This is a genomic window from Acetobacter sp. AC2005, assembly GCF_037901235.1.
In the GTDB taxonomy this organism is placed as follows: Bacteria; Pseudomonadota; Alphaproteobacteria; order Acetobacterales; family Acetobacteraceae; genus Acetobacter; species Acetobacter oryzoeni.
The window spans coordinates 465,481-479,065 of the sequence record NZ_CP149625.1; the positions used below are offsets into that span (position 1 = coordinate 465,481).

The following is a 13,585-nucleotide window of genomic DNA, read 5'->3' on the forward strand; positions in this document are numbered from 1 at the left end:
TATGACTGACGTTGTTGTGGTCGAATCGCCCGCAAAGGCAAAAACGATCAACAAATATCTGGGTGATGGCTACACGGTGCTGGCCTCCTTCGGGCATGTGCGCGATCTGCCACCCAAGGATGGCTCCGTGCTGCCGGATGAAGACTTTGCCATGAAGTGGCAGTCTGATGAGCGGGGCATGAAGCAGGTTGCCGCCATTGCCAAAGCACTTAAAGGGGCCCACCGACTGTATCTGGCCACTGACCCGGACCGTGAGGGTGAAGCCATTTCGTGGCATGTGCGCGCCATGCTGGAAGAACGCAAAGCCCTGAAAGGTGTGGACGTTCAGCGCGTTACGTTTAACGAAATTACCAAGTCCGCCATCCGCTACGCCATGGAGCACCCGCGAGATCTGGATTTCCCGCTGATTGAGGCCTATCTGGCCCGCCGGGCGCTGGATTATCTGGTGGGCTTTACGCTTTCCCCCGTATTGTGGCGCAAGCTTCCGGGCTCTCGCAGTGCGGGGCGTGTGCAATCTGTGGCGCTGCGCCTGATCTGTGAGCGCGAAGCCGAGATTGAGGTTTTCAAACCGCGGGAATACTGGAGCGTTATTGCATCGCTGCTCACCCCCGCAGGTGCTGCCTTTACCGCACGGCTGACACATCTGAACGGCAAAAAGCTGGATCAGTTTGATCTGCACAATGCGGAACTGGCCGAGGCCGCCAAAAAGGCGGTGGAAGCTGAAAACCTTGCTGTAAAATCTATCGAACGCCGCAAGGTTCGCCGTAACCCGCAACCGCCATTCACGACCTCCACCTTGCAGCAGGAAGCCTCCCGCAAGTTGGGCATGAGCGCGCAAACCACCATGCGCACCGCCCAGCAGCTTTATGAAGGGATGGATCTGGGCGGTGAAACCGTAGGTTTGATCACCTATATGCGAACCGATGGCGTGACGATGGCGCAGGAAGCCATTAACGCTATCCGCCAGCATATCGGCCAGAAAATTGGCACCGAATACGTGCCTGCCAAGCCGCGTATCTATACCTCCAAGGTCAAGAACGCGCAGGAAGCGCATGAAGCCGTGCGCCCGACCGATGTGTCCCGCACGCCCGAATCCGTTGCCCGGTTCCTGAACAATGACCAGCGCCGGTTGTACGAACTGGTGTGGAAGCGTGCTGTTGCCAGCCAGATGGAATCCGCATCGCTGGATCAGGTAGCGGTAGATATTGCAGGCCCCTCCGGCCAGACCGTGCTGCGTGCCAATGGCTCCATCATCACGTTTGAGGGCTTTCTCAAGCTCTACCGTGAAGGGCGCGATGATACGGAAAAAGCGGCGGATGATGATGCCCGCATGCTGCCCAGCATGCAGGAAAAAGACCCGCTCAAGCGCGAAAAGGTGGATGCCGAGCAGCACTTCACCCAGCCGCCGCCGCGTTATTCCGAAGCATCGCTGGTGAAAAAAATGGAAGAGCTGGGCATTGGTCGCCCATCCACCTACGCTTCCATTCTGACCGTGTTGCAGGACCGCAGCTATGTGCGCCTAGAAAACCGCCGCTTTATTCCCGAAGCACGCGGGCGGCTGGTTACGGCCTTCCTTGTCTCGTTCTTTGAGCGGTATGTGGATACGGGCTTTACCGCCAGCCTTGAAGAACTGCTGGATGATATTTCCGGTGGCCGTGCGCAGTGGAAGCAGGTTCTGGCCGCGTTCTGGAATGATTTTTCCAAAGCCGTTTCCGGTACCAAGGAACTCACCATTACCGATGTGCTCAATGCGCTCGATAAAGACTTGGGGCCATTCTTCTTCCCCGAACGGGCGGATGGATCAGACCCACGGATTTGCCCCTCCTGCGGCACAGGCCGCCTTGGGCTGAAGCTGGGCCGTTATGGTGCGTTTATTGGCTGTTCCAATTACCCGGAATGCCAATACACCCGCCGCCTAACGGCTGATAGCGCAGAAGAAGGTGATGATGCCGCCCTTAAGGATGGCATGCGCCTTTTGGGCCAGAACCCGGAAACGGGTGAGGATATTACCGTGCGCCAAGGCCCGTGGGGCCTGTATGTGCAGCAGGGTGAACCTAACCCGGAAGACAAAAAGGCCAAGCCCAAACGTGCCTCCCTGCCCAAAAACATCAATGGGGAAAGCATTACGCTGGATCAGGCCCTTGGCCTGCTCTCCCTGCCGCGCCTTATTGGTATTCACCCCGAAACGGGTGAGCCCATTCAGGCCGGGCTTGGGCGCTTTGGTCCGTTTGTAAAAATGGGCGCGGTGTATGGTTCGCTGGACAAGGACGATGATGTTCTGACCATCGGCCTGAACCGCGCTGTGGATGCGCTGGCTAAAAAGCTGGCTTCCATCCGCAATCTGGGCGTGCACCCCAAGGATGGCGAACCGGTTATGGTGCGTAAGGGCCGTTTTGGCCCGTATGTGCAGCATGGTCAGATAGTGGCCACCCTGCCGCGCGGCACGGATATGGATGCCGTAACGCTGGATGAGGCCGTGGCCTTGTTGGCAGATAAGGGCAAGCCCCTAAAAGCCAAGGCTGGCGCCAAAAAGAAGGCCACCACCACCAAAACGGCGGCCAAAAAGAAAACCGCAACCAAAAGCACAGCCAAGGCTGATGCAGAAGGTGAGGAAAAAGCGGCACCCAAGAAAAAGGCGCCCGCTAAAAAGAAGGCCACCACCACAACACGCAAGAAAAAAGCCGAGACCGAGTAATTCATCATGTCGGCAAGCCCGTACGCTTCTGCCCTGCCATCTGTGCAGGAGCTACGGGCTTTTCTTGAAAGCCGCGCCGGAGCCGCCACCGGGCTCACGGATATTCTGCGCAACTTCCAGCTTCCCATGCGGCAAAAGGCCGCCATACGCACCCTGCTGCACGATATGGCTGTTGCGGGGGATTTGCTTGATCTTGCACCCGGCACTCTCAAGGCCTCCATCGGCTTGCCGGATGTGGCCCGTATGCGGGTTTCCTATATTCGGGATGATGGCAACGCGGCTGGCTTTTTGGCCGATGATGCACTCTCCCGCCCCGTTATATTGCTGATAAAGCCGCCGGATACGCCGTATCTCTTTCCCGGCGATATCGTGCTTGTGCGCCTGCGCCCGGCAACGGGCACCCAAAAGCGCGAGGCCCGCGGCCTGCGGCTGCTCACCCGGCTTGATAACAACCTACCCGTTACCCCCGCCAGCGCACCAGAACATCTGCTGCTGCCATGTGATGCCCGGTTAAACCTGCCGCTTACGCCAGAAGAAAACGCAAGTTCTCTCCCGCTCACGCTAGGGCAGATTGGGCTTGCAACGCCTCATGCCCTGCCCGATGGCATCTATGCTGGACGTGTACATAGCGTTTTGGGGTGCGCTGATGATGCAGGCATGCCCTCACGCCTGAGCTTGCTGATCCATCATCCACCCACTGCATTTTCAGAACAGGCCGAGGCCGAAGCCCGGCAGATTGCACAGCACAATGCCGCTTTACAGGACACACCAGCACCTTCTGGCCGCACAGATTTACGGCACCTGCCGCTTATCACCATTGATGATGCCTCAGCGCATGATTTTGATGATGCACTCTGGGCCGAACAAACGGCCGATGGCTTTCATCTTATCGTAGCCATTGCCGATGTAGCACATTGGGTAAAGCCCGGCTCCGCGCTGGATGAGGAAGCGCGAGAACGGGGCAATTCCATCTATCTGCCAGACAAAGTGGTGCCCATGCTGCCACTGGCACTTTCTGCGCAGGCGTGTTCCCTTCTACCGGGGCAGGATCGGCTTTGTGTGTTTGTAGATATGCACATCTCCCCGCAAGGGCATGTGGTTTCTGCCCAAATCAGCCGCGGGATCATGCAAAGCGCAGCCCGCCTGACATATGAGGCCGTGCAGCACGTATTTGATGCACCAGCACATCCGCCCACCTTGCCGCCCGAACATCCTGCCGCCCAGTTGCCGCCTGCCCTACTTCCTACGCTGCGCAAGGTAAGGGCTATGATTCGGCAGGCCGCCACGCAGCGCGGTGTGATGGAGCGGGAAGAAACGGGTTGGAGCGTACAGTTTGATACCACCGGGCAACCCTGTGCCTTTGTGCCGCGTAACACTCAGGAAGCACATTATATGGTGGCGGCGTGCATGATTCTGGCTAATCAGATCGCGGCGGAAAAATTGCAAGCGCAGGCATTGCCAGCACTATTCCGCACCCATGCGCAGCCCAGCCCAGATAGCCCACGCCCCATGGCACGCTATAGCACCCTTGCTGCACGCCATTATGGCCTACGGCTGGAGCACTACACACATTTTACCAGCCCCATCCGCCGCTATGCCGATCTGCTGGCACACCGTGCCTTAACCTCTGCAAACGTCTCCTCTGCGCAGTCCAACACATATGGCTGTGCGCCCGATGTGGCTTTGGCATCACACCTGAACTTTACAGAACGCCGGGCAGCTACCATCATGCAGGATAGTCTGAATCGGCTGGCCGCCCTCTTTCTTGCCCCGTTTGTTGGCCAGAGAATGTCCGTCCATGTCATGACAGCAACACGGCATGGCTTGCGGGTGAGATTGACGAAAACCGGAACTCCGTCTTTCCTTGCATGGTCAGCTTTTCCGGATCGCACAGGGATGAATGACGACTCGCAGCACACCCATGCCTCGGCACATCACCCCCACGTGCAAAGTGGGGCTGTGCTTTCAGTTACCTTGGCGGGCACCTGCCCGGCACGGGGTACGCTGATGCTGACTGATGCCGTATATGAGCACTGAAAACGCCATCTGGTTTGTGCGTGGTCTGCCGCGTGCCTTGCCGGGCATGGTGCTGGCTGTGTTGCTTTTTTGCCAGCCTGCGCCGCTACACGCCCAAAGCAAATCCGATACACCACCACCAGAAAGTGCTCCGGGGTCTGCCTCCACAACGCAGGCGGCTGCATCAGCATCATCTGTGGCTGAACAGCAGCCTGCCTCTGCTGCTGCGGTGCCAGACAAGCCCCCAGTGCCGGATATGCTGATGGTTAAATCCGTTATCAGCACCGCGCTGCAGTTTTTACAGCCGCGCACGCTGGAAGCGCATAGTTATCGGGATTTCACGCTTTGGGGGCTGGCCAGCCTTTCAGCGCTTGATCCTTCCCTGTCTTTCGATTCCCGCGGGGCCAACATCCAGTTGCTTTCAGGCCAGACCAGCCTGCTCTCCCGCCCGGCCCCCACAGATGGCTCGGCGGATGATTGGGCACAGATTGCCGTTGATTTTCTGGATACCGCCCGTGCGCATTCTCTTATTGTGCGCACAACCAGCCGCGAAGAACTGGTGCAGGCCTTTTTTGATGAGCTGTTCAACCATCTGGACCCCTATTCCCGCTACATTGGCCCCAGTTCCGCCACATCAGACCGGGCCGCGCGCGTAGGGGGAGAAGCAGATATTGGTGTCAGCCTTGGGCAAAGTGGCCGCTACCTTGTTATCTCGGCCATAAATGCCAACGGTCCGGCGTGGACAGCCGCCGTAGATACGGGGGATCGGCTGCTTTCCGTCAACAACCGTTTAACGGCAGGCAAAACGCCCGAAATGGTTATGGAATGGTTGCGGGGGGAAGAAGACACCCCCGTTGTGCTGCGCCTGCTCACACCCGGCCAGCGCCGCGCCCGCACCGTAACCCTGCGCCGTGCCAAAACACCGCCAGAAACCGTATTTGCCTTTGCCAGTGGCTCCATTGTGGTGCTGCGCGTGACGGCCTTTTCCTCCGACACTGCTGAGGAAATGAGCCAGTATCTGGATCAGGCCGTGCAGGATACGCACCTAAAAGGCCTGATTATAGATTTGCGTGGCAACCGTGGCGGCGTGCTGCAACAGGCCGTAACCGCGGCCGCCCTGCTGCTTGATAGAGGTGTGGCTGCCGTAACCAGCGGGCGAGATGCGCAGGCCAACCATATCTGGGCTGTACAGGGTGGAGATATGACAAACGGCCTGCCCATTGCCATTCTGGTGGATGGACGTACGGCAAGTGCCGCAGAAATTCTGGCCGCAGCCTTGGCGGACCATCGCCGCGCTGTGGTGATTGGCAGCGCCACATTGGGCAAAGGCTTGGTGCAAACCGTAGCCCAGTTGCCCGATGAAGGTGAGCTGTTTGTAACATGGAGCCGCGTGATAGCCCCATTGCGCTGGCCGTTGCAGGGCCTTGGCGTGATGCCACAGGTTTGCACCAGCCTTGGTGCTGCAGATGTAGAAAAAAACCTGCACAATCTGGCAGAGGGGCAAGTGGCCAATCAGGCTGCCATTACGGCATCTCGCAACGCGCGCTTTCCGATTCCCGTTTCACAGATCATGGCCATCCGTAAAACCTGCCCCGCCGCTCTGGGCACTGACCGGGATGTGAACGTGGCACGTAACGTGCTGGAGAATCCGGAATGGTATAAAACCGCCATCAACGCCATCCCGGATGATGCTGTCACATCTCCCCAGATTTCCGCAGCCCCATAAGGCAGGATACATGACACCCTCACCCCGCCTTAAAACCGATATCATGGCCCGCGCCATACTCCGCCAAAGCGGGCAGGATGGCAGCTCCGCCATGCTGTTGCGCAAGGGAGACCCGGACGCAGGGGGAATTCTGGTCGTGTTGGCGGCGCGCAACGGTTCTGGCGTGGTTTTAAGCCAGACGCGCACCCCAGAAGGAGACCCCGCATGGCTGCGGGCCACAGGTAATACGCCCGTTGATGCGGAACAGATTCAGAAGTTTATAGAACGTCAGGTTAAGTTTGACCCCGACTTATGGGTTCTGGAAATTGAATCGGACAGCTTCAGCCCTTCGTTTGAAGCAATACTGCTCTGATACAATTTCCTTAATTGTGGCTTATCGCACACGCCTGCGGCATTTATTACACATAAATCCCGTCTGTTTGTGTCAACTGGCCGTTCTACCTGTTGCACAGCGGGCAACTTTACAGCAAAGAAGGCAAGCATGTGTGCCTTCGTACTATTAGATGCGATGCCGGACGTATCGCGCGACTACTGCCATAGCAGGGAGAAGACCATGAAGCCGCGCCAGAAATTGCTTGCGCAAACGCTGCTTTCTGCGCCGCTGGCCGCGGGGCTTCTGTTGTGTGCTGCCGTAACCGCAAAAGCCCAGCCTGTGCAGGGGCTTTATATTGCAGGTGAAGGTGGTGCTACCTTTAACCAGGATCAGCGCGTACGTACGTCCGCCCAGTTTCCTGATGGGCGAGACCGCTGGCGCACGGGCGCTGCGGGTATTGGCTCCATCGGTTGGGGTTTGGGCAACGGCTTCCGTGTGGAAGTTGAAGGCGATTACCGCAGCATGGGTTACCAGCGGTTTGTCACCAACACCTTCAACAGCCGTGCAGATGGCCGCCGCCAGACCTATGGCGTTATGGCCAACGCCCTGTTTGATCTGGATATCGGCAAGCCTTGGTTGTTCCCGTATTTTGGGGCCGGTATTGGCTATGGCTGGACAGCCATGCGCACATCCGTAACCGCACCGGGCAACCAGCTTGCAGAAAAAATGGGCGGCACGTTTGGCAACTTTGCCTATCAGGGCATTTTTGGCCTCGCCTTCCCCATTCCGTGGGTTGTAGGGCTTTCTGCCACAGCGGAATATCGGTTCTGGACCATGCTTGGCCCGCAATCTCATGGCGCTACGTCATGGGGTACCATTGGCGGCACCATCAACAGCATCAACCAGACACACCCGTATCAGTTCTCCAGCGGGCACCACGATACCAAAACCGATTTCAACCACACCCTCATGCTGGGGCTGCGGTATGAATTCAATCCGGCCCCGCCGCCCCCACCGCCAGCACCTATTGTGGCAGCACCCGCCCCGGCAGCTGCCCGCAGTTATCTGGTGTTCTTTGATTGGGATAAATCCGACCTTACAGATCGGGCGCGTTCCATTGTTGGCGTAGCCGCACAGGCAGCCGCCCATGTGGCGCTAACCCGCATTACGGTTTCTGGCTATACGGATAACTCCTCCGCCCACCCCGGCCAGAAAGCGGGTGAAGAATACAATATGCGGCTTTCTCTCCGCCGTGCAGAAGTGGTGAAAGCCGAACTGATGCGTGATGGCGTACCGGGCACCACCATTGATATTCACGGATATGGTGAAACACATCCGCTGGTCACAACGGGCCCCAACACCAAGGAAGCCCAGAACCGGCGCGTGGAAATTATTTTCCGCTAAAAATCGGCTTCAGCTTTACAGCTTCAAAAAAGCCCGTTGGCCACATGGCCGAACGGGCTTTTTTGTGGCCAACGGCTAAACCTGATAGCTGAAAACCGGCCTTACAGACCGGTAAACAGAGGGGTGGACAGGTAACGTTCAGCAAAGGAAGGCGCAATGGCTACAATGGTCTTGCCCTTGTATTCATCCTGCCCGGCCAGTTGTAATGCGGCATGCAAGGATGCGCCGGAAGAAATACCTACCGGAATACCATCCAGACGGGCGCAACGGCGCGCCGCGGCAATGGCCTCACGCTCAGAAACGGTGATGACACCATCCAGCAGCTTTGTATTCAGCGTGGCAGGGCAAAAACCGGGGCCAATACCCTGAATACCGTGGGGGCCGGGTTCATCACCATTCAGAATCGCACTTTCCGCCGGTTCCACACCAAAAACCTGTAGAGTATTGCGGCGGGGCTTTAGGGCCTCTGCAATGCCCGTGGCCGTGCCGCCTGTGCCAACACCGGCCACAACCACATCCACCTTGCCATCCGTATCTACCCAGATTTCTTCTGCCGTGGTGGCGGCATGCACTGCGGGGTTTGCCGGATTATCAAACTGATCTGGCATCCACGCATCCGGGGTTTCGTTCAGAATCTCGTTCGCACGCGCAATGGCACCGGCCATGCCCAAACGTGCGGGGGTGAGTTCCACCTGCGCGTCCATCAGGCGCAGCATACGGCGCCGTTCAATAGAGGCCCCTTCTGGCATGGTCACAATCAACCGGTAGCCCCGTGCAGCCGCTACAAACGCCAGAGAGATACCCGTATTGCCCGATGTAGGTTCTACCAACAGGGTGCGGCCCGGTGTAATCAGGCCCTTGCGTTCAGCATCCAGCACCATGGCGGTGCCAATCCGGTCTTTGACAGACCCAAGCGGGTTAAAAAATTCCAGCTTCAGCAGCACGCGGGCTTTCAGCTCATCTTCCTGTGTCAGCCGTGGCAACGCAACAAGCGGCGTGCCCCCCACCAGATTAAGGACAGACTCGTAAACCCGCCCTCTGGGTGCGGCAAAGCCGTAATCCGCTTTTTCCTGCGTTGATGCTGGCATTAGAAACTCTCCCATGTCTGTTTTACAATTCTAAGCACCATATAATACGAATTTATAGCGTAGATAAACCATATCTGTGCTGCTATACTGAACATAAGATCTGGAAATAAAACATGATCAACCATACCCCAACCAGGACAGGGACTGTTTTGCATGATCCTCCGTCGTGATAGAGCCATGACCGCCGTTCTTATTATGCTGGATGTTGCGTTTTACGCCGGGCGTTCCGGCACGGTAAGTGCTGCTGATATTGCAGAACGCTCCGAACTGGCGCGGCGTGGCATAGAACCACTGCTTCAGGCTCTTTCCCGTTCTGGTTTGCTGGAAAGCATTCGTGGCCCACGTGGGGGTTATCGGCTTGGCCGCCCCCGGCGCGATATTTCCTTGGTGGATATTATTGAAGCTGTGTTGAACACAGATGCTGATGCCAATGATGGCCCACAGGGTGCGTTGTTCCAGAAAGTTCTGGCCCCGTGTTGGGATAAGTTTGATCAGAAACTGATTACGCAGATGAACAAGACCACGCTGGATGATCTGGTAAAACAGGCAGAATCCGCTGGTCTCAAACGCCCGCTGGCCGAGCCCATTACGTTTTCCATTTAATTTCTATTCGGCCCAACGCGCTACCGGGTTTTGCCCGCAGCGTCACGGCATAAAAAAACGGTGCTCCATTTCTGGGGCACCGTTTTTTTTATGTCATCACCCAAAAGTTGGGTAGCAGGGCAGATTAGCGCTTACGCGTAACAGCCTTGCGCACCACTGCTTTCTTTTTAGGAGCTTCCACTGCAGGCGCTGCTACAGCCGGGTGCGGAATAACCACGCCGGTTGCATCTACCTGAGCGGTTACTGTCAGGCGTGTGCGCTGCTGGCCGGGGCCGGGAATAAGGATAACCGTAAACGTATCCTGCCCAGCATAACCCAGTGTGGGGGTGTAGGTTACGTGCGTATCGCTATCCAGCGTGTACAGGAACGCCTTGCCGTGTTCTGGCGCAGGAGAAACCCCAAAGGATGCATACGGCTTGCCACCGGGCTGATCTACCAGCACTTCGCACAGACCATCATCAGACCGCACGGTCATGGTGGTGGAAAGGGAGCCGTCAGCCTCTTTCTTGATAGGCGTTGTGCTGCACACGGCAGACTTTTTAAGATACCCAAAGGGATTGGGGGACCCGATATGAATAGGGCCGCCCGTTGTTGCACAGCCGGCAAGCATCCCACCAGTTAGCGCCAAACCGGCAATTCCTCGTAAGCGCACTCGACAGCTCCGCTTCTGTTGTATCAATTAAAACTTGCAATCTCTTGTGCACGCTTCAGAGGTGAATGGAAAGAGGCCCAAACCGGGCATCTGCCCCCTACCCACAAAGCGTGATTCGCATTTGCCTTTAAAACATCCCGCAGCAGGAAGGAAGAGGCATACAGCACAGCTGGGCAGCTTGTCGCATATCAACTTTCACACAAATGCGCGAAAACATCTTTTAACCGCAAATATTCTGTTAAACAGAGCCGCTTATTTTCCCAACTTTTACGCCAAAATAACATGCTGGCTTACCCGCAACTGCCAAAGCAGGCAGACGGTATGAAAAAATACCGGTTTCTTTCTTGCGTGAATGCGGTATTCCCTTCCCAGCATCTGTCGGAGGTACTATGTCCTTTTCCCGTTTCCTTGCCGCGGGGGTTCTTGCCGCGGGCGTTCTGCACAGCTCGGCTTCCTTTGCCGCCAGCGAATGTGGCCACTCCCCTGCGCACGAAGCCTTTAACGTGCAGGGCCTTAAAAGCGAATTGATGGTAACTGCGCTGTCTTGCAATGCGCAGGATCGGTACAACTCATTCGTGGCCAAGTTCCGCACCACCCTTCTGCGGGAAGAAGAACGCCTGAACGGCTACTTCCGCACCACCTATGGCCGCCGTGCCCAGCAGGAGCATGATGATTACATCACGCAGCTGGCCAATGTGCAGTCTGAACGTGGCCTGCAGTCTGGCACCATTTTCTGCCAGCAGCGCCTTGCCATGTTTGATGAAGTGAACGCACTGGAAAGCGGGGAAGATCTTTCCAGCTATTCCGATGCAAAGGACGTGACGCAGCCTGCTTCTTTTGAAACCTGCGCAGCGCCTTCTGCTTCCCGCTCCACAACGCATACCACTACGCGCCGCCGTACCACACGCCGCGCCTAAAAAGCCTTCTGGTAAGGGGGCTTTGGCAAGGAAGCTGTTAAAAGCTTGCCGCCCCCTCACCACTACGCTTGACGAATCAGCGCCAACGCGGGACAGATTTCCCGCATGAGCGATCTGTTTTCCAATACCCCACCAGCCCGCAAATCCTCCACCGGCAAAACCCGCGATGCCAAGCCGGGCACGCAGGCAGGCGCTGCACAGGCCTATGATGCCAGCGCCATTGAGGTTCTGGAGGGTCTGGAACCCGTACGCCGCCGCCCCGGCATGTATATTGGCGGCACAGATGAAAGTGCCCTGCACCATCTGGCGGCGGAAATTCTTGATAACGCCATGGATGAAGCCGTGGCAGGCCATGCCAACACCATTGATGTGCGGCTGGATACGGAAAACCGCCTGACAATCCGTGATAACGGGCGCGGTATTCCGGTGGACCCACACCCGCGCTTTCCCGATCGTTCTGCGCTGGAAGTTATTCTTACCACCCTGCATGCGGGCGGTAAGTTTTCTGGCAAGGCATATGCCACATCCGGCGGCTTGCACGGGGTTGGCTCTTCTGTGGTGAATGCGCTTTCCACCCGTATGGAAGTGGAAATTGCGCGTGATCGCACCGTGTGGAAACAGGTGTATGAACGCGGCAAACCCGTAACCAAGCTGGAAAAAGTGGGCGCAGCCCCCAACCGGCGCGGCACGCAGATCAGCTTTCAGCCAGACCCGGAAATTTTTGGCACGCATGTGTTTGTGCCTTCCCGCCTCTATCGGCTTTGCCGTTCCAAGGCGTTTCTGTTCCGTGGCGTCACCATCCGTTGGTCCTGCGATCCGGCGCTGATTAAAGCGGGGGATGAAACCCCGGCAGAAGCCACCCTGCACTTCCCCGGTGGGCTGGCAGACAGCCTGACGGACGAGCTTGGCCCCAAGGCCCCGCTGCTTACCCCTCTGTGGGCTGGAGAAGCCCCTCTGCCGCCCGCAGCAGACGGCACAGATAACGGCAAGGTGGAATGGGCCGTAGCGTTTTTAGAAAACGGCCCGGCCTCTCTGGTGTCTTACTGTAACACCATCCCCACCCCGCAGGGCGGCACGCATGAAACCGGATTCCGCAACGCGCTGGTAAAAGGCCTGCGCGCTTGGGGGGACCAACGCTCCATCAAAAAAGCCTCCGCCATTACGGCAGAAGATGTGCTGGGCATGAGTGCCGGGCGGCTGTCCGTATTTATTCGTGATCCGCAGTTTCAGGGCCAGACCAAGGAAAAACTCACCTCATCTGGTGCCAGCAAGCTGGTGGAAACGGCTCTGCGTGACAGGTTTGACCACTGGCTGGCACAAAACCCGCCACAAGCCGATACACTGCTGGGCTTTGCCATAGAACGTGCGGAAGAACGCCTGCGCCGTAAGGAGCAGAAGGAAACACCGCGCAAAAGTGCGACACGCCGCCTGCGCCTGCCCGGCAAGCTAACGGATTGCACCAAGGAGTTTGCCCCGGATACAGAAATCTTTCTGGTGGAGGGCGACTCGGCTGGTGGTTCGGCCAAACAGGCCCGTAACCGTGAAACACAGGCCGTTTTGCCCCTGCGCGGGAAGATTCTTAACGTTGCCAGCGCCACCGCAGAAAAATTGCGCAACAATCAGGAACTGCGTGACCTGATTGAAGCACTGGGCTGTGGATCTGGCGATAGATTCGATCTTTCCAAGCTGCGCTACGGCCGCGTGATTATCATGACTGACGCAGACGTGGACGGCGCACACATTGCCTCGCTTCTCATGACATTCTTTTATCGTGAGTTGCCGGAGCTTATCCGTAACGGCCACCTGTATCTGGCCCAGCCCCCGCTGTATCGCCTGACACAAGGCGCAAAATCGGTTTACGCCATGGATGATGCAGACCGTGACCGCAAAATGAAAACCGAGTTCAAGGCACGCGGCAAAATTGATGTCTCCCGCTTTAAAGGGCTGGGGGAAATGCCGCCGGGGGATCTGAAAGAAACAACAATGGACCCCAAGCGCCGCACCCTGCTGCGCGTGGTCACCCCGCAGGAAGACAGGCTTTCAACACGCCAGCGGGTAGAAAGCCTGATGGGCCGCAAGCCAGAACTGCGCTTTGCCTTCATTCAGGAACATGCACGCACAGTGGATGACCTGCTGGATGTCTAACCCGCTCTCCAACGCGGCAGATGGGC

The 13,585-nt window shown here is 57.3% G+C and carries 10 protein-coding genes; 8 read left to right on the top strand and 2 right to left on the bottom strand.

The genetic code is table 11. The annotated features are described in order from the left end of the window. Position 1 precedes the first annotated feature (1 nt). From topA to QQM41_RS02195, 5 genes are all read left to right on the top strand, one after another. Positions 2–2,695: a type I DNA topoisomerase gene (topA, locus tag QQM41_RS02175; protein ID WP_339077589.1), complete on the top strand. Its 2,694-nt coding sequence runs from the start codon at positions 2–4 to the stop codon at positions 2,693–2,695. A gap of 6 nt (positions 2,696–2,701) precedes the next feature. Next, entirely contained in the window at positions 2,702–4,732 is a 2,031-nt protein-coding gene (locus tag QQM41_RS02180) for a ribonuclease R family protein (protein WP_339077590.1), read from the top strand. A gap of 46 nt (positions 4,733–4,778) precedes the next feature. Next, positions 4,779–6,437, top strand: a complete 1,659-nt coding sequence (locus QQM41_RS02185) for a S41 family peptidase (RefSeq protein ID WP_339078138.1) — start codon at positions 4,779–4,781, stop codon at positions 6,435–6,437. Between the two features lie 10 nt (positions 6,438–6,447). After that, positions 6,448–6,789, top strand: coding sequence for a DUF1491 family protein (locus QQM41_RS02190; RefSeq protein ID WP_339077591.1), 342 nt, complete (start codon positions 6,448–6,450; stop codon positions 6,787–6,789). A gap of 129 nt (positions 6,790–6,918) precedes the next feature. Continuing rightward, the gene (locus QQM41_RS02195) at positions 6,919–8,154 is read left to right on the top strand and encodes an OmpA family protein (protein ID WP_196332536.1); all 1,236 of its coding nucleotides are present in this window, start codon (positions 6,919–6,921) and stop codon (positions 8,152–8,154) included. 101 nt (positions 8,155–8,255) lie between these two features. On the opposite strand, the gene cysK is transcribed toward QQM41_RS02195, so the two are convergent. Then, positions 8,256–9,257 carry a cysteine synthase A gene (gene cysK / locus QQM41_RS02200; RefSeq protein WP_196332535.1) on the bottom strand — a complete coding sequence of 334 codons (1,002 nt, stop codon included), beginning with the start codon at positions 9,255–9,257 and terminating at the stop codon, positions 8,256–8,258. Between the two features lie 138 nt (positions 9,258–9,395). Between cysK and QQM41_RS02205 the strand changes: the two genes are divergently transcribed. Continuing rightward, on the top strand, positions 9,396–9,845 hold the full coding sequence (locus tag QQM41_RS02205; RefSeq protein WP_050819456.1) for an Rrf2 family transcriptional regulator: 450 nt from the start codon (positions 9,396–9,398) through the stop codon (positions 9,843–9,845). A 124-nt stretch (positions 9,846–9,969) separates the two neighbouring features. Here the strand turns inward: QQM41_RS02205 and QQM41_RS02210 are convergent, their stop codons facing one another. Beyond that, positions 9,970–10,497, bottom strand: a complete 528-nt coding sequence (locus QQM41_RS02210) for an Ig-like domain-containing protein (protein WP_050819455.1) — start codon at positions 10,495–10,497, stop codon at positions 9,970–9,972. A 389-nt stretch (positions 10,498–10,886) separates the two neighbouring features. On the opposite strand from QQM41_RS02210, the gene QQM41_RS02215 reads away from it, so the two are divergent. Both QQM41_RS02215 and parE read left to right on the top strand, forming a co-directional pair. Then, entirely contained in the window at positions 10,887–11,414 is a 528-nt protein-coding gene (locus tag QQM41_RS02215) for a hypothetical protein (protein ID WP_050819454.1), read from the top strand. A 105-nt stretch (positions 11,415–11,519) separates the two neighbouring features. Next, the gene (gene parE, locus QQM41_RS02220; RefSeq protein WP_339077592.1) at positions 11,520–13,559 is read left to right on the top strand and encodes a DNA topoisomerase IV subunit B; all 2,040 of its coding nucleotides are present in this window, start codon (positions 11,520–11,522) and stop codon (positions 13,557–13,559) included. Positions 13,560–13,585: the final 26 nt, after the last annotated feature.

Bases quoted from the DNA above. Each gene is read 5' to 3' on its own strand.
- topA (WP_339077589.1), top strand. From the start codon at position 2: ATGACTGACGTTGTTGTGGTCGAATCGCCCGCAAAGGCAAAAACGATC.
- QQM41_RS02180 (WP_339077590.1), top strand. From the start codon at position 2,702: ATGTCGGCAAGCCCGTACGCTTCTGCCCTGCCATCTGTGCAGGAGCTA.
- QQM41_RS02205 (WP_050819456.1), top strand. From the start codon at position 9,396: ATGATCCTCCGTCGTGATAGAGCCATGACCGCCGTTCTTATTATGCTG.
- QQM41_RS02215 (WP_050819454.1), top strand. From the start codon at position 10,887: ATGTCCTTTTCCCGTTTCCTTGCCGCGGGGGTTCTTGCCGCGGGCGTT.
- parE (WP_339077592.1), top strand. From the start codon at position 11,520: ATGAGCGATCTGTTTTCCAATACCCCACCAGCCCGCAAATCCTCCACC.
- QQM41_RS02185 (WP_339078138.1), top strand. From the start codon at position 4,779: ATGGTGCTGGCTGTGTTGCTTTTTTGCCAGCCTGCGCCGCTACACGCC.
- QQM41_RS02190 (WP_339077591.1), top strand. From the start codon at position 6,448: ATGACACCCTCACCCCGCCTTAAAACCGATATCATGGCCCGCGCCATA.
- QQM41_RS02195 (WP_196332536.1), top strand. From the start codon at position 6,919: ATGTGTGCCTTCGTACTATTAGATGCGATGCCGGACGTATCGCGCGAC.
- cysK (WP_196332535.1), bottom strand. From the start codon at position 9,257: ATGGGAGAGTTTCTAATGCCAGCATCAACGCAGGAAAAAGCGGATTAC.